Source organism: Mesorhizobium sp. M1142 (genome assembly GCF_040318565.1).
In the GTDB taxonomy this organism is placed as follows: Bacteria; Pseudomonadota; Alphaproteobacteria; order Rhizobiales; family Rhizobiaceae; genus Mesorhizobium.
On the sequence record NZ_JAMYMK010000007.1, the window covers coordinates 56372 to 73951 of the forward strand.

Here is a 17580-nt window from a genome sequence, read left to right on the forward strand (position 1 = left end):
CGAGACGGGGTGGGGTCGGCGAGGTTGCTCCGACCCCACCCCGCGTCACAAAATGCCGCCGCGCGGCAATTTGCTCCGCGACCCTCCCCTCAAGGGGGAGGGTTAGGAGCTCACCCCTGCGATGGCGTGAACCTTGCCACGAGAGTGTGGTTCTCTGCCGCATAGGTGAACCGGACATGGGTGACGGGGTGCTCGGCGCTCCATGTCCGCCGCTCGATCACCAGGCAGGGCGCGCCGGTCTCGATGTCGAGCGCCGCCGCGATGTGCTTTTCGGCGGCAACCGCGCGAATGCGATGCTCGGCGGCACTCCACGGCACGCGCCCGATCAGCCACGGACCGGGAGCGGTCTCGAAAAACGCCTCTTCGGCGGCTTCCGGCACGGCAGCCAGGTTGATCAGCCGCTGCTCGTGGGCAAACGGCCGCTTGCCGGCGAAATGCAGGCATTCCAGCGCCAGCACCGGCCCGGCGACGTCGAGTTCCAGCAGGGCTCGGTCGTCGGCGCTGCTGCGCCTTCCGCTTCGCGCCATGCGCTCATAGCGGTAGGGCAAGCCAAGTGCCTCGACCTCGATCCGGATGTCGTGGATTTCGAGAACGGCCGCCTGCGATTGCGGCCGGCGGACAAAGCTGCCCGAACGACGCCGGCGCTCGATCAGCCCGGCCTTGGCCAGTTGCGACAGCGCCTTGTTCACTGTCATGCGCGAACAATTGTATTCGGCCGTCAGTTCATGCTCGAACGGAATGCGGTGGCCGGGCGCCCAGGCACCCGACAGGATCCGTTCGCTGATGTCCGACAGGATGCGCTGGTGCAGCGAAAGAACCTCGCCGCCGTCCGCGCTTCCAGAATCCGCGCTTATTGTCGCGATCATACTCATGCCGAAAGCGCCGTCATCACCTTGCGGAACCGCTCGGCGATAGCATCGCGCCTGGCATGCATGCCGCCGCTGACCAGTTTCTTGCCATGCACCCAGACGCAATCGATCTTGGTGCCGTTGGCAAAAATCCAGGCGTCAAGGATTGTATCGCCCGTCTTGCCGGCCAGCGATGGATGCTTGCCGTCGAGCGAGACGAAATCGGCCGGGGCACCTGCTGCGATCTGCGAGGGGCCGGCGCCCAACGCGGCACTGCCACCATCGAGCGCTGCATCGAACAAAGCACGGCCGGTCGAGCCACCGGCCACCGCCAGCACGTTGCGGGCGCGGTGGGCGAGGCGCTGCGAATATTCGAGCTGCCGCAACTCGTCCGGCAGGCCGATCAGGACGTTTGAATCCGAGCCGATGCCAAAGCGGCCGCCATGCTGCATGAACAAGGACGCGGCAAAGGTGCCGTCGCCGAGATTGGCCTCGGTGATCGGACAAAGGCCGGCAACGGCGCCGCTTTTCGCCATTTGCACCGTCTCTGTGTCGGTCATGTGGGTGGCGTGGATGAGACACCAGCGCCGGTCGACCTTGGCATTGGCAAGCAGCCACTCGACCGGCCGCGCCCCGGACCAGGCAAGGCAGTCCTCGACCTCCTTCATCTGCTCGGCGACGTGGATGTGGATGGGCCCCTCCGGCGCCATCACCGTGATGTTTTCCAGTTCCTCCGGTGTCACGGCACGCAGGCTGTGCGGGGCGACGCCGACAACGCCTTGATTCAAGCTGCGAACGGATTCGCGGCATTTCTCAACAAGCCGCGAGAACTGGTTCACATTGTTGATGAACCGCCGCTGGCCTTCATTTGGCGCAGCGCCGCCGAAAGAGGAATGCGCGTAGAACACCGGCAACAGCGTCAGCCCGATGCCGGTCTCGGACGCTGCGGCAATGATGCGCTCCGCCATCTCGGCGATGTTGGCATAGGGCCGGCCGTCGCGGTCGTGGTGTAAATAGTGAAACTCGCCGACACGCGAGAACCCGGCCTCCAGCATCTCGACATAGAGCTGGGCCGCGACCGCCTCGACCTGGTCCGGCGTCATCGACAGCGCGAAACGGTACATCACCTCGCGCCAGCTCCAGAAACTATCGGCGGAAGGCCCGCGCAATTCGGCAAGCCCGGCCATGCCGCGCTGGAAGGCGTGGCTGTGCAGGTTCGGCATGCCGGATAAAAGGATGGCATGGCGCTCGTCGCCAGGCAGGAGCGAGGTATTCGCCTCGACCGTGGCGATCCTGCCGTCGGAGATGACGATCCGCACATTGCTGTGCCAGCCGTCGGGCAGAAGTGCCTGTTCCGCGAAGATTGCCGTCACGTTTTTCTCCAAATCCCGGTCTGCCATGCGATGATAGTGCTTGCAGTGCCTTTTGATATGTATATACATAATCGTCACCGATTGAAACGGAAAAGATGATGGCTGCAGAGAGCAAAAGCCGGGCAGGGGAGGTTCGCCTGTGGCGCAATGCGCGCCTCGCGACCATGGTGGATAGCAGCACCGGGTCAGGCGTCGTCGAGCACGGTGCAATCGCCGTGCGCAATGGCCGGATTGTCTATGCCGGGCCGGAAGCCGACATGCCGGCAGCGCTCCGCGAAAGCGCCGAGGCGATCGACTGCGACGGTCGCTGGATCACGCCTGGCCTGATCGACTGCCACACTCATCTTGTCCACGCCGGCAACCGTGCCAATGAATTCGAGATGCGGCTGGCCGGCGCCACCTATGAAGAGGTTGCCAAGGCCGGCGGCGGCATCGTTTCCTCGGTCAAGGCGTTGCGCGCCGCCAGCGAGGACGAGCTGGTCGCCCAGTCGCTGCCGCGCCTCGATGCGCTGATCGCCGAAGGCGTCACCACAGTCGAGATCAAATCCGGCTACGGTCTCGACCTCGAAAACGAGAAGAAGTCGTTGCGCGCCGCGCGACGGCTGGGCGGTGAGCGGCCGGTGACGGTCAGGACCACTTTCCTCGGCGCCCATGCGCTGGCGCCCGAAGCAAAAGGTGACAAGGACGCCTTTATCGATCTTGTCGCCAACGAGATTTTGCCGGCCATCGCTGCCGAGGGCCTGGCCGATGCCGTCGACGGCTTTTGCGAAGGCATTGCATTTTGGCCGGAGCAGATCGCCCGCGTGTTCGATGCCGCGAAGGCGGCGGGCCTGCCGGTCAAGCTCCATGCGGACCAGCTGTCCAATCTGCACGGCGCCAAACTTGCGGCGCGCTATCGTGCGCTATCGGCCGACCACCTCGAATATACCGACGAGGCAGGTGCGGCGGCGATGGCGAAGGCCGGAACCGTGGCGACCATCTTGCCCGGCGCCTACTACTTCATCCGCGAGACCAAGAAGCCGCCGATCGCCCTTTTTCGCCAGCATGGCGTCAGGATGGCCGTTGCCACCGATAACAATCCCGGCACGTCGCCGCTGACCTCGCTGCTGCTGACCATGAACATGGCGGCGACGTTGTTCGGCCTGACCGTCGATGAATGCCTTGCCGGCGTCACGCGCGAGGCTGCCCGCGCGCTCGGGCTGCTTGGACAGACCGGTACGCTGGAGGCCGGAAAATCCGCCGATCTGGCGATCTGGGACGTCGAACGCCCAGCCGAACTCGTCTACCGCATGGGCTTCAACCCGCTGCATGCCCGCATCTGGAGGGGACAATGACCGAACTCAAGCTAAGGCCAGGCAATGCCACGCTGGCCGAATGGCGCGCCATCTATCGCGGCGCCGCACTGAGACTCGACGATGCCTGCCGGCCGAAGATCAAGGCCAGCGCCGAGGCTGTCGCCAGGATCGTTGCCAAAGGCGAGCCGGTCTATGGCATCAACACCGGCTTCGGCAAGCTGGCCAGTGTTCGCATCCCCGCCGCCGACCTGGAAACGCTGCAGCGAAACATCGTGCTGTCGCATGCCGCCGGCGTCGGCGAGCCGATACCCGTCGCAATTTGCCGGCTGATGATGGCGCTGAAGCTGGCCAGCCTGGCACAGGGCGCCTCCGGCGTGCGGCCGCGGACCATCGAACTGCTCGAGGCGATGCTGGCCAACGACGTTATTCCCGTGGTGCCGGCGCAAGGCTCGGTTGGCGCTTCCGGCGACCTTGCGCCGCTGTCGCACATGACCGCGGTGATGATCGGCGTCGGCGAGTGCTTTACCCCGCATGGCCGCTTTCCCGCCAAGGTCGCCTTCGTTTCGCACGGCCTGGAGCCGGTGATACTGGGCGCCAAAGAAGGCCTGGCGCTGCTCAACGGCACCCAGTTCTCGACCGCGTATGCGCTTGCCGCTTTGTTCGAAGCGGAGGTGCTCTACCAGTCGGCACTGGTCGCCGGCGCGCTGTCGACCGATGCCGCCAAAGGCTCCGACGCTCCGTTCGATCCACGCATCCATCTGCTCCGGAAACATCGCGGCCAGATCGAGACGGCCGAGGCGTTGCGCAATTTGATGGCCGGCAGCGCCATCCGTGAATCGCACCGCGTCGGCGACGAGCGCGTGCAGGATCCGTATTGCCTGCGCTGCCAGCCGCAGGTGATGGGCGCAGCACTCGACGTGCTCCGCAAGGCCGCGGACACGCTCGCCACCGAGGCCAACGGCGTCACCGACAATCCGCTGATCTTTGCCGAGGACGACTCCGCACTTTCGGGTGGCAATTTCCACGCCGAGCCGGTGGCCTTCGCCGCCGACATGATCGCGCTCGCCGTCTGCGAAATCGGCTCGCTGTCGGAGCGGCGCATCGCCATGCTGGTCGACCCGGCGCTGTCGGGCATGCCGGCCTTTCTCACGCCCAAGCCGGGTTTGAATTCCGGTTTCATGATCCCTCAGGTCACGGCCGCGGCACTGGTTTCTGAAAACAAGCAAAAAGCCTATCCGGCCAGCGTCGATTCGATCCCGACCTCGGCCAACCAGGAAGACCATGTCTCGATGGCGGCGCATGGGGCGCGCCGGCTCATCGGCATGGTCGAGAATGCGACGGCCGTCATCGGCATCGAATTGCTGGCCGCCGCACAGGGCTGCGATTTCCATGCGCCTCTGGCCTCGAGCGCGGCACTGGAGGCGGTGCGCCGGCTGGTCAGGGCAGAGGTGCCGCATCTCGACAACGACCGGCACTTCCACCCGGACATGGAGAAGGCCATCGCCATGGTACGCAGCGGCGCGGCGGTGGAAGCGGCAAGCGCGGTGAAGCTGCCGGGGATTACGTCATGACACTGTTATCGCTGCGTTACGCCGCGATGGGTCGTGTTCCGTCGCGCCCCCCTCTGTCCTGCCGGACATCTCCCCCTCCAGGGGGGAGATTGGCAGCTTCGCGGACTGCGCCCTTTCTGCATCCTACGAGATTGGCGAAAGTAGAGATGATAGCCAATCTCCCCCCTGGAGGGGGAGATGTCCGGCAGGACAGAGGGGGGCGCTGTCCCGCCAACCTCAGCCCGGCAACACCGAAACTTTCAAGGCCAGAAACAAAAAACCCGCCTCGAGGGCGGGTCGTCGGGCTGAATCAGCACCATAGACAAATTAGTAGCATAGCTGCCGGCACAAAGCAAGAACAAAATACGTCGCAACCGACAAAAAGCGAGATCGGTGTTCAAAGACGGTCGCAAAGTGGCGTTCTGTCGCGTGGAGACTTCCGATGACCTCGCCCTCCTGGCTCACCGTCACCCAAGGCACGGCACCCTTGCTGGTTTCGATCCCGCATACCGGCATCGATCTCGCCGGCCTCGACAGCCGGCTAATCTCGCCCTGGCTCGGTCGCCGTGACGCCGACTGGTGGATCGACAAGCTTTATGACTTCGCAGAAGACCTCGGCGCGACCGTTGTGCATACGGCGATTTCGCGCACCGTCATCGACGTCAACCGCGATCCGTCCGGCGCCTCGCTCTATCCCGGCCAGACGACGACTGGGCTCTGTCCGACCGAGACCTTTGACGGCGATCCACTCTACCGCAAAGGTGAAGAGCCGGGACCGTCGGAGATCGACGAACGCCGCGAAAAATTCTTCCTGCCCTATCATGCCGCGCTGCAGGCCGAGGTCGACAGGCTGCGCGCTTTGCATGGGAAGATCGTCGTCTATGACTGCCATTCGATCCGTTCGGTGCTGCCGCGCCTATTCGAAGGCAAATTACCGGTCTTCAATCTCGGCACCAACGACGGCAAGAGCGCCGATCCAACGCTGCAGGAGGAAGTAAGGCAGATTCTGGGCGAAACCGGCGAGAGCTTCGTCGTCAACGGCCGCTTCAAGGGCGGCTGGATCACGCGCCATTTCGGCCAGCCGCAAAACGGCGTCCACGCGCTGCAGATGGAGCTGTCCAACCGCGGCTATCTGCGCGAGCCCGAAGGCAAGGGCATACCCGGCAATTGGCCGGTGCCTTACGATGCCGAATTCGCGGCGCCGATCCGCGTCACGCTGAGAAAGATCCTGGAAACCGCGATCGCCTGGGCCGAGCGCTGATGCGCGGCGCGCTTCATTCGAAAGGGACAATCATGACCGATCCTCGCCACAACATCCGTGAAGTGCGCAGCCCGCGCGGCAGCGAGCTCAACGCCCGCACCTGGCTGACGGAAGCGCCGTTGCGCATGCTGATGAACAATCTCGATCCCGATGTTGCCGAGAACCCCAATGAACTGGTCGTTTATGGCGGCATCGGCCGGGCGGCGCGCACCTGGAACGATTTCGACCGCATCGTTGCCTCGCTGAAGACCCTTGGCGACGACGAGACGCTGTTGGTGCAATCGGGTAAGCCGGTCGGCGTGTTCCGCACTCATCCTGACGCCCCGCGCGTGCTGATCGCCAATTCCAACCTGGTGCCGCACTGGGCGACATGGGAGAAATTCAACGAGCTCGATAGAAAGGGCCTGATGATGTACGGCCAGATGACGGCCGGCTCGTGGATCTACATCGGCACGCAAGGCATCGTGCAGGGCACCTATGAGACCTTCGTCGAGGCCGGCCGCCAGCACTATGGCGGCAATCTCAGGGGCAAGTGGATACTGACCGGCGGCCTTGGCGGCATGGGCGGTGCCCAGCCGCTCGCCGCGGTCATGGCCGGCGCCTGCTGCCTGGCCGTCGAATGCGATCCCGACCGCATCGATTTCCGGCTGCGCACCCGTTACGTCGACGAACGCGCCGACACGCTCGACGAGGCTCTGGAAAAGATCGAGCGCTGGACCAAAGCCGGTGAGGCGAAATCGGTCGGCCTCGTCGGCAACACCGCCGACATCCTGCCGGAACTGGTGCGGCGCGGCGTGCGCCCCGACATCGTCACCGACCAGACCTCGGCGCATGACCCGCTCAACGGCTATCTGCCCAAGGGCTGGTCGCTGGCCGAATGGCGCGAGAAGCGCAGCAGCGACCCGAAGGCCGTCGAAAGAGCTGCCCGCGCGTCGATGCGCGAGCACGTCGAGGCGATGGTGGCGTTCTGGAACGCCGGCGTGCCGACGCTCGATTACGGCAACAACATCCGCCAGGTGGCGAAGGAGGAGGGCTTCGAGAATGCTTTTGCCTTCCCAGGTTTCGTGCCGGCCTATATCCGTCCGCTGTTTTGCCGCGGCATCGGCCCGTTCCGCTGGGCAGCGCTTTCCGGCGACCCCGCGGATATCTACAAGACCGACGCCAAAGTGCGCGAACTCACGCCCGGCAACACCCATCTGCACAATTGGCTCGACATGGCGCGCGAGCGCATCGCCTTCCAGGGCCTGCCGGCGCGCATTTGCTGGGTTGGGCTCGGCGATCGCCATCGGCTCGGCCTCGCCTTCAACGAGATGGTCGCCAGGGGCGAACTGAAGGCACCGGTGGTCATCGGCCGCGATCACCTCGATTCCGGCTCGGTCGCCTCGCCGAACCGCGAGACGGAGGCGATGAAGGACGGCTCGGATGCCGTCTCCGACTGGCCCTTGCTCAATGCCCTGCTCAATACGGCGTCCGGCGCCACATGGGTGTCGCTGCACCATGGCGGCGGCGTCGGCATGGGCTTTTCGCAGCATGCCGGCATGGTCATCGTCGCCGATGGCACGCCCGAGGCGGCCAAGCGCCTGGAGCGGGTTTTGTGGAACGACCCGGCGACCGGCGTCATGCGCCACGCCGATGCCGGCTATGACATCGCGATCGAGTGCGCCAGGGAGAACCAGCTTAACCTGCCCGGCATTTTGGACTGAGCCGCGCCTTGCGCATCCTTCGGGCAGCCGAATACCGGTCGATGCCGTGGAAGAACGGCGGCGGGGTGACGACGGAGATTGTCGTGTCGCCGCCAGGTGCCGGGCTCGACGATTTCGACTGGCGTGTCTCGATGGCGCTGGTCGAGGGCAGCGGCCCGTTCTCCGGCTTCGCTGGCGTCGACCGGACCTTGGCCTTGCTGGAAGGCGAGGGCATGGTCCTCGATATCGCCGGCCGGCCGCCGGTCGAAATCACCAAGGGTTCCGCACCGCTTGCCTTTCCGGCCGACGTGCCGACGCAAGCCACGCTGATCGCTGGCCCGATCACCGACCTCAACGTCATGACCCGCCGCGCCCGGGCGGCCCACACGGTCGAGCGCCTGCTGATTCCGGCTTCGACGGAGATCCAGGCCGAAGCCGATGAAACACTTATTCTGTGCGTCGACGGCGAACTCAGCGTGGCCGGCGCGGCGCCCATGCAATTGGGGCCGCTCGACGCGCTGTTGCTCGGGGCGCAAGCGCCGGAACTGCACCTGGACCCCGTCCGGCCGGCCAGGCTGTTCGTGATCCGCATCGACCGCATTGCCGGCAACGATTAACGTCTGTTTCCAAACATGATCGTGACGCCGGCCAAATATCGCGTAAGCTGGTCGCTGCATCACGAAAAAGCCTGAATCTTCCGCCGATCAGAAGCCGAAACGATGCTCATAGTGCTCGCCTGGAAGTTGTCGAGAGACAGCATCTTGTCGTGGTGCGGAAACAAACTTTCGGCCAAGTGTTGCGATGCAACCAATTGCATTTGGACCGGTTTTAGGGACATTGCCGTGGCGGTGACGCCGCACTGCGTCCCCAACACGGAACCTTAGATGAATATCCAGACCAATCTCGCACAGATCGAAAAGACGAGCGCCAGCTTCCCGGCTGTCACCGACGAGCCGATACGCTCCCATTTCCTGCCGGAAGATCGGCTGCGCGCTTTGGGCGCAGCCCTTGCCAATGGCGATGCCAAGGACTTGTTCGGTCTGACGCCTTTCGATTTTCAGGCGCGCATTCGTGACAGCGCCAGGAAGATTCTCGATGTCTACCGTTCCACCAACGCTGCCCAGGCGAGGGGCGAAACGATCACGCCCGCGGCGCAGTGGCTGCTCGACAACAACTATCTGGTCGAGGAGACCATTTTTCAGGTCAAGCGCGACCTGCCGCGCCGCTTCTATCGCCAGTTGCCGACGCTGAAACTGTCGGATGGATCCAGCGTGCCGCGCGCACTGGCGGTCGCGTGGACCTATGTCGCGCATTCCGACAGTTCCGTCTCGTCGGCCATGTTCAAGGCGATCGTCGAAGGCTTCCAGTCCGTCGAGCCGCTGAAGATCGGCGAATTATGGGCGCTGCCGTCGCTGCTGCGCTTCGTCCTGATCGAGAACCTTCGCCGCATCGCGGTCCGCGTCAATCGCACGCGGGAACTGCGCCAGATCGCCAACGAGGTCGCCGACCGTGTGCTGGCGACGGACGACAGCGCCGACCGGCAGGCGATACTTTCCCACTACAGCGCCCATGCGCAGGACACCACCTTCGCCACCCAATTGCTCTACCGGCTGCGTGACGGCTCGCAAAATGCCGGCAGGGCGCTGGAATGGCTGGAGGGCGAGCTGGAAAGGACCGGCTCCGACGCCGAGGAGATCATCCTCAGCGAGCACCACACGCTGTCCAGCGGCAACGTGACCACCGGCAACATCATCCGCGGCCTGCGCCTGATCAACGACGTCGACTGGACGGTGTGGTTCGAGGGCGTCAGCCGCATCGACACCTTGCTGCGCGAACGCACCGATTTCGCCGCCCTCGATTTCTTTTCGCGCGACCAATACCGGACTGCGATCGAGGAGCTGGCGCGCCGTTCCGACCTCTCCGAATTTCGCGTTGCCGAAAGGGCGATCGAGCTCGCCGGCCATGCTGCCGATGCACCGGGCTCCGAAAGCGGTCCGATCGCTCACACCGACGTCGGCTTCTTTCTGGTCGGCCCGCGCCGGCAGGAGCTCGAGCGGTCGATCGGCTACCGGCCGACCATCGGCAAGACGCTGAACCGGACGTTCCGCAAGACCGGATGGCTGGGCATCGTCGTGCCGGTGTTTGCGCTGACGGTCCTGCTTCTGGTCGTTTCCGGCAATGCGCTTGCCAATCTCGGCCTGTCGGTGCCGTCGATCGTCCTGATGCTGGCCCTGTTCGCGGTGCCGGCCAGCGAAGGCGCGCTCGCATTCTTCAACACCGTCGTCTCGCTGTTTTTGAAACCGACGCGTCTCGTCGGCTATGATTTCAGGCACGGTGTGCCGCCCGAGGCGCGCACGCTGGTGGTGGTGCCGTCGCTGATCGGCTCGCGCGACGATGTCGAGGAGAACATCCGCAACATCGAGGTGCATCACCTCGCCAATACGGCGGGTGAGGTCTATTTCGCGCTGCTTTCCGACTGGCCGGACTCGAAGACCGAGATCGATACGGCGGATGTCGAAATCCTCGAATTCGCCCGCGCCGAAATCGCCAGGCTGAACGCCCGCTATCCCTCGGAAGGCGCGCCGCGCTTTTATCTGCTGCATCGGCGCCGGCTCTACAACGCATCGCAAGGCGTCTGGATGGGCTGGGAGCGCAAGCGCGGCAAGCTGCACGAATTGAACCTTCTGCTGCGCGGCGACAGCGACACCACCTTCCTGCCGTTGGAAGTGCCATTGCCGGAGAGCGTCGTCCACGTGATGACGCTCGACGCCGACACCCGCACCACCCGCGACGCCGTCGCTGCGCTGGCCGGCAAGCTTTGCCACCCGCTCAACCGTCCGCATTTCGATGTCGCACGGCGCGAGGTTACTGCAGGTTATTCCATCCTGCAGCCGCGCATCACCGCGTCGCTGACCAGCGGCGACGAGGCATCGTTCTTTCAGCGTGTCTTTTCCGCCAATCGCGGGCTCGATCCATACGTCTTTGCGGTGTCGGACCTCTACCAGGACATCTTCGGCGACGGTTCCTTCACCGGCAAAGGTCTCTACCATGTCGACGCCTTCGAGGCGGCGCTGAAGGGCCGCATCGAGGAAAACACCATCCTCAGCCATGATCTGCTCGAAGGCGCCCTGGCGCGCTCGGCCTTGGTCACCGACGTCGAACTGGTCGAGGACTATCCGACCCGCTATTCGGTCGATGCGTCGCGCCACCATCGCTGGGCACGCGGCGACTGGCAGCTTCTGGGCTTCATCCTCGGCCCGCGCTCAAACGTGCCGGCGCTGTCGCGCTGGAAGATGGTGGACAATCTACGCCGCTCGGTGACGCCGATCTTCTGGGTGATGGCCGCGATCGCCGGCTGGACGCTGCTGCCCTTCACGCAGGCCGCGCAATGGCAGGCGCTGCTGATCCTCACGCTGTTCATGGCGCCCACTTTCGACATCGTCAACGCCATCCTGCCGAAGAGCGGCGATCAGACGCCGCGCGGCCATTTCTCGGCGCTGGCACGCGATGTTGCCTTCGGTACCGCCCTGGTGGCGCTGAAGATTGTCCTGATGGCGCACCTAGCCTGGATGATGGGCGACGCGATCATCCGCACGCTTTACCGCCTGTTCGTCAGCCGCCAGAACCTGCTCGAATGGCGCACCGCCTCGCAGGCACACAAGGGCGGCGACAACGATCTCGGCTCCTACTACAGCATCATGTACGGCGCCGTGATCATCGGCGTCGTCGGCCTCGCCGTCCCGGTGCTGGCCGATTCCACCGGCGCCTTCGTCGCCTTCTTCTTTGCCTTGTTCTGGATCGGCTCGCCCGCCATCGCCTGCTGGATCAGCCGTTCGGCCGAAACCGAGGACCGCCTGCGCATATCGGCCGCCGACATCCACGCGCTGCGCACCGTGGCGCGGCGTACATGGCACTATTTCGAGACCTTCGTGACGGCCGAGCATCACCATCTGCCGCCGGATAATTTCCAGGAAAGCCCGGCCCCCGTGGTGGCGCCCCGCACCTCGCCGACCAATATCGGCGTCTACCTGCTGTCGGTGATTTCGGCACGCGACTTCGGCTGGATCAGCCTCTCCGACGCCGTCAACCGCATCGACGCGACCATGTCGACCATCGAGAGCATGCCGCGCGATCGCGGTCATCTCTTCAACTGGTACGACACCACGACGTTGAAGCCGCTCTATCCGCTTTACATTTCTGCAGTCGACAGCGGCAATCTCGCCGGCCATCTGGTGGCTGTGGCCGCAGCCTGCGCCGAATGGGCCGAAGCGCCGTCGGTGCATGTGCAGGGCGACTTCGAAGGCATCCTCGATACTGTCACCATCCTCGACGAAAGCCTTGAGGAACTGCCCGACGACCGGCGTCAATTGCGGCCCTTGCGCCAGCGGCTCGCCGACCGTCTCGATGGCATGCGGCGGGCGGTCGAATTGATCAAGGCGCAGCCGGAGATGGCGTCGATCCGTACCATCAACCTGGCCGTCCTGGCCGGCGAGATACGCAAGCTCGCGACAGCCATCCACACCGAGGCCGCGTCGACCCAGAGCGACACCATCGCCGATTGGGCGGCCAGGCTCGAAGCCACCTGCGAGGCGCATGTGCACGACGCGCACAGCGACGAAAACGCCGTCGCGGCATTGCGGGCCAAGCTTCTGACGTTGCGCGAGCGCACGCGCCGTTTCGCCTTCGAGATGGATTTCTCGTTCCTGATGCGGCCCGAACGCAAGCTCCTGTCGATCGGTTACCGGGTCGAGGAGCATCAGCTCGACGAAAGCTGCTACGATCTTTTGGCCTCCGAGGCGCGGCTGACCAGCCTGTTCGCCATCGCCAAGGGCGATTTGCCGACCGAGCACTGGTTCCGGCTCGGCCGGCCGATCGTCGAGATCGGCTTCCAGGGCGCACTGATGTCCTGGTCCGGCTCGATGTTCGAATATCTGATGCCGCCCCTGGTGATGAAGGAACCGCAAGGCAGCATTCTCAACCAGACCAGCAAGCTCATCATCAAGCGCCAGATCCAGTATGGCCGTTCGAAGAACGTTCCCTGGGGGATTTCGGAAGCGGCCTACAACGCCCGCGACCGTGAACTGACCTATCAGTACACCAATTTCGGCGTGCCCGGGCTCGGCCTGAAGCGCGGCCTTGGCCAAAATACGGTAATCGCGCCTTACGCGACCGTGCTGGCAGCGCAGTTCACGCCGCATGAATCCGTGCAGAACCTGGCCAGGCTGAGGCGGCTGGGCGCGCTGGGCCGGCACGGCTTTTACGACGCGGTGGATTTCACGCCGCAACGCGTCCCCGAGGGCACCGACCACGCCGTCGTGCTCAACTACATGGCCCACCACTCCGGCATGTCGATTGCCGCAGTTGCCGATGCGATCTTCGAAGGGCGCCTGCGCGATCGCTTCCACAGCGATCCGGTGATCGAGTCGGCCGAATTGCTGCTGCAGGAAAGGGCGCCGCGCGACATCCCGACTGCGACCGTCAGAACCGAGGCCGACGAGCGCTCGAAGGACGAGACCGAGCTGGAAAGCCCGGACACCCGCATCGTGCTCGATCCGCTCAGGGCGCTGCGCTCGACCAGTGTCATGTCCAATGGCCGCTACTCGGTCATGGTCACCGCCACCGGCTCCGGCTACAGCCGCTGGGGCGACCTTGCCGTCACGCGCTGGCAGCCGGATCCGACCGAGGACCGCCTTGGTTCCTATATTTTCCTGCGCGACGCCAGCAACGGCGACTGGTGGTCGGCCACCGCCGAGCCGAAGCGCGCCGCCGGCGAGCGGGCGCAGACGCTGTTTTCTGACGACAAGGCGAGCTTCGTCAAATCGGTTGGATCGCTGCGTTCGGAAGTCGAGTGCATCGTCATCTCGGAAGGCAATGGTGAGGGCCGACGGGTGACGCTCCACAATGATGGCCCCGCCGACCGGCATATCGAAGTAACCTCGTTTGCCGAACTGGTGCTGGGCTCCGAGCCCTCCGATAATGCCCATCCGGCTTTTTCGAAGATGTTCGTGGAAACCGAGATCGCGCCGAACAACGGCGCGATCTTCGCCACCAGGCGCAAGCGCGAAAAGGATGAACCCGACGTCACCATGGTGCACTTCGTCACCGACCCGTCTGGATCGGCGCGCGACGCCGAGGCGGAAACCGACAGGCGCGCCTTCATCGGCCGTGGCCGCACTATCACCGAGGCGGCTGCCTTTGATCCCGGCGCCAAGCTTGGCGGCCATTCCGGCTTCACCCTGGATCCGATCGCCTCGCTTCGCCGGCAGGTGCGCGTGCCGGCCAACAAGAAGATTTCGCTGACCTTCTGGACCGTCGTCGGTACCCATCGCGCCGAATTGGATGCCGCCATCGCCCGGCTCGACCATCCCGAAAGCTTCGCCCGCCAGGCGATGCTCGCCTGGACGCGCTCGCAGGTGCAGACCCGGCACCTTGGCCTCAGTCTGTCGGACGCCGCCAATGTGCAGAAGCTGGCGCGCTATCTGATCTATCCCGACCCGTTCCTGCGCCTTCCCGGCGAATCCATCGTCTCCGGGCTCGGCAGGCAGTCCAGCCTGTGGCCGACCAGCATATCCGGCGATTTTCCGATTTTCCTGGTCAGGATCGCCGATGTCGCCGATCTGGAGATCGTCGCCCAGGCGCTTCGCTTCCAGGAATACATGCGCGCCCGCGGCATGATGATCGATTTTGTCGTCGTCAACGAGCAGGCGTCATCCTACGTGCAGGACCTGCAGCGCGCGGTGGAGACGCTGTGCGAAAACAGCCGGTTGCGCGGCAAGGAACTCGGACCCCGCCAGCACATCTTCGCGGTGCGACGCGATCTGATGGAGGAAACGACCTACAGGACCTTGCTCGCCGTCGCTCGGGTGGTGCTGCATACGCGCAACGGCACCATCTTCGACCAGATCGAGCGCGCCGAGGCTGCGGCACTGCAGGCGCGGGACGCCGCCCTCCAGCCGGCAGACCTTGCAGCGCTTCGCGAGCCGTCCTTGCCGGTGCCGACGTCGCAAGCATCTGCCGCCCAGGCACTGATCGAGGGCCGCGTCGACGGCAGCGGGCTCGACCAATGGAACGGTTTCGGCGGCTTCGACGGCGACGGACGCCACTACGTCGTGCGTCTTGCCGGCCGGCGCACGACGCCGCAGCCGTGGATCAACGTGATCTCCAACCCATCGTTCGGGTTCCACATTTCGGCTGAAGGCGCTGCCTTCACCTGGAGCCGCAACAGCCGCGACTATCAGTTGACGCCATGGTCGAACGATCCGGTCACCAACCGGCCGGGCGAGGGCATCTATATCTACGATCATGCCAGTGGCAGGGCGTTCTCGCCAATGGCTGCCGTGGTGCGTGACCCGACAATGACCTACGAAACCTGGCACGGGCAGGGTTTTTCGACGTTCCGCTCACAACGCGGGCCGCTGACGATGGACCTGACCCATGTCGTCGATCCCGTTGATCCGGTGAAGATATCGCGGCTGCGCATCCAGAATTCGGGTTCGGTGCCGATGCGGCTGCGCGTCTACGCCTATGCGGAATGGGTTCTTGGCGGCCATCGCTCGCGCACCGCTGCAAGCATCGTTCCGTCGAGGGATGCCGCAACCGGCGCATTGCTGGCGCAAAATCCCTATGGACTCGATTTCGGCGAGCGAATCGCCTTTCTGGCCGCCGACGGTGCGGTGCATTCCGTCACCGCCGACCGCGGCGAATTCATCGGCAGGCAAGGCACGAGCGAGTTTCCGCATGCGGTGCTGAGCGGCGCCGACCTGTCGGGCCGCGTAGAGGCCGGCGACGATCCCTGCGCGGCCATCGCACGCGACATCGACATTGCTGCCGGTGGCGATGTCACGCTGCTCTGGCTGCTCGGCGACGCGGCCTCGCCCGACGAGGCCAGCGCGCTGGTGCAGACCCATCGCTCCAGGGATTTCGATCAGCGGCTGGCCGACAACGAGCGCACATGGCGCGGTTTTCTCGACACCATCCAGGTCGAGACGCCGGACAAAGCCCTCGACGCCATGGTCAATCACTGGCTGCCCTATCAGAGCCTGGCCTGCCGCATCCGTGCCCGCTCTGCGTTCTATCAGGCGAGCGGTGCCTTCGGCTTCCGCGATCAGTTGCAGGACACCTTGGCCTTGCTGGCGCATAACCCCAAGCTGGCGCGCGATCACATCCTCAACGCGGCGCGGCGGCAATTCCCCGAAGGCGACGTACAGCATTGGTGGCTGCCGCGCACCGAGGCCGGCGTCCGCACCATGATCTCTGACGACGTGGTCTGGCTGGCCCACGCTACCGCGCGCTACCTGCTGGTGACCGGTGACACCGCGATCCTGAAGGAGCAACTGCCCTTCATCGAAGGGCAGGCGCTGAGCGAAGGCGAGCACGATGCGTTCTTCATCCCGGAAATCTCGAAAAAGACAGCCTCGCTCTACGACCACTGCGCGCGGGCGCTCGATCTTGCCGTCAAGCGCAGCAGCCCGGCCGGGCTGCCGCTGATCCTCGGCGGCGACTGGAACGACGGCATGAACCGCGTCGGCGAGCACGGCAAGGGCGAGAGCGTATGGCTGGGCTGGTTCCTGCTGAAGACGCTGGGCGAATTTGCCGCTGTCGCCAAGGCAGAGCGCGATGCCAAGCGCGTGCAAGCCTGGACGAAGCACGCCGAGTTGCTGAAGCGGGCGCTGGAAAGCACCGCGTGGGATGGCGAGTGGTATCGGCGCGGCAGCTTCGACGACGGCACGCCGCTCGGCTCGCGCAAGTCGGACGAGTGCAAGATCGACTCGATCGCCCAGTCCTGGAGCGTGCTTTCGGGCGAGGGCGACCCGGCGCGGTCGACCACGGCAATGGGGCAGGCGATGAAAGCGCTCGTCGACGACGAGCTCAAGATCGTCAAACTGTTCACTCCGCCCTTCTCGAAGACGGAAAAGGACCCGGGCTACATCAAGAGCTATCCGCCGGGGGTCCGTGAAAACGGCGGCCAATACACGCACGCCGCGACATGGTTCGTTATTGCGCTCGCCGAGATGGGTCGCACCGACGATGCCTACCGCTGCCTTTCGATGCTAAATCCGGTCAACCATGCGCACGATGAAGCCGCGGCAGAGCGCTACCGCGTGGAACCTTATGTCGTCGCGGCCGATGTTTATTCCGGGCAAGACAAGGGCGGCCGAGGCGGCTGGACCTGGTATACCGGGTCGGCGGGCTGGCTTTATCGTGCTGCGGTCGAGAGCATTCTCGGCATAGAGCGCCGCGGACAGCGCCTCCAGTTCACGCCGAGACTTCCCAGCCATTGGGACGGCTATTCGGCAACCCTGAAGATGCTGGGCGCCGAGATCAAGGTATGCGTCGTCCGCGACAAAAAGGCCCGGGCCATCTCACTTGAAGTGAATGGCACGAAGACCAAATCTTCGTCCTTCGAGCCAAAAGCCGGCGACAATGCCGAGGTGGTCGTTAGAATACCGACCTAGATTCAAGGACTTGGAGCGTCGCTCAGGGCTCCCCAGGGCACGCGCGGGCGCTCCAAGTGCCTCCACCGGTTATATTTGCGTTTGACCTTGCTGAATGCCTGCACACGACTTTAGAC

At 64.6% G+C, this 17580-nt stretch carries 8 protein-coding genes; 6 read left to right on the forward strand and 2 right to left on the reverse strand.

Translation table 11 applies throughout. The features are described 5' to 3' along the window. Nucleotides 1-110: 110 nt before the first annotated feature. Nucleotides 111-872 carry a histidine utilization transcriptional repressor HutC gene (gene hutC / locus NKH42_RS13660; RefSeq protein WP_352506564.1) on the reverse strand — a complete coding sequence of 254 codons (762 nt, stop codon included), beginning with the start codon at nt 870-872 and terminating at the stop codon, nt 111-113. After that, nucleotides 869-2221, reverse strand: coding sequence for a formimidoylglutamate deiminase (locus NKH42_RS13665; RefSeq protein WP_352751655.1), 1353 nt, complete (start codon nt 2219-2221; stop codon nt 869-871). Before NKH42_RS13665 ends, hutC begins: the two co-directional genes overlap by 4 nt. A 98-nt stretch (nt 2222-2319) precedes the next feature. Here NKH42_RS13665 and hutI point away from each other — a divergent pair, with 98 nt between their 5' ends. The 6 genes from hutI (at nt 2320) to NKH42_RS13695 (ending at nt 17464) form a co-directional block, all read left to right on the forward strand. Continuing rightward, nucleotides 2320-3555 carry an imidazolonepropionase gene (hutI, locus tag NKH42_RS13670; protein ID WP_352974202.1) on the forward strand — a complete coding sequence of 412 codons (1236 nt, stop codon included), beginning with the start codon at nt 2320-2322 and terminating at the stop codon, nt 3553-3555. Continuing rightward, the gene (hutH, locus tag NKH42_RS13675) at nt 3552-5087 is read left to right on the forward strand and encodes a histidine ammonia-lyase (protein WP_352738222.1); all 1536 of its coding nucleotides are present in this window, start codon (nt 3552-3554) and stop codon (nt 5085-5087) included. Before hutI ends, hutH begins: the two co-directional genes overlap by 4 nt. Before the next feature lie 421 nt (nt 5088-5508). Further along, entirely contained in the window at nt 5509-6327 is an 819-nt protein-coding gene (gene hutG / locus NKH42_RS13680) for an N-formylglutamate deformylase (protein WP_352751652.1), read from the forward strand. Nucleotides 6328-6359: 32 nt separating this feature from the next. Further along, complete coding sequence (gene hutU, locus NKH42_RS13685) at nt 6360-8030, forward strand: urocanate hydratase (RefSeq protein ID WP_352738227.1); 1671 nt, start codon at nt 6360-6362, stop codon at nt 8028-8030. A gap of 8 nt (nt 8031-8038) precedes the next feature. Next, nucleotides 8039-8626: a HutD/Ves family protein gene (locus NKH42_RS13690; protein WP_352738229.1), complete on the forward strand. Its 588-nt coding sequence runs from the start codon at nt 8039-8041 to the stop codon at nt 8624-8626. Between the two features lie 267 nt (nt 8627-8893). Next, nucleotides 8894-17464, forward strand: coding sequence for a glycoside hydrolase family 94 protein (locus NKH42_RS13695; RefSeq protein ID WP_352754647.1), 8571 nt, complete (start codon nt 8894-8896; stop codon nt 17462-17464). Nucleotides 17465-17580: the final 116 nt, after the last annotated feature.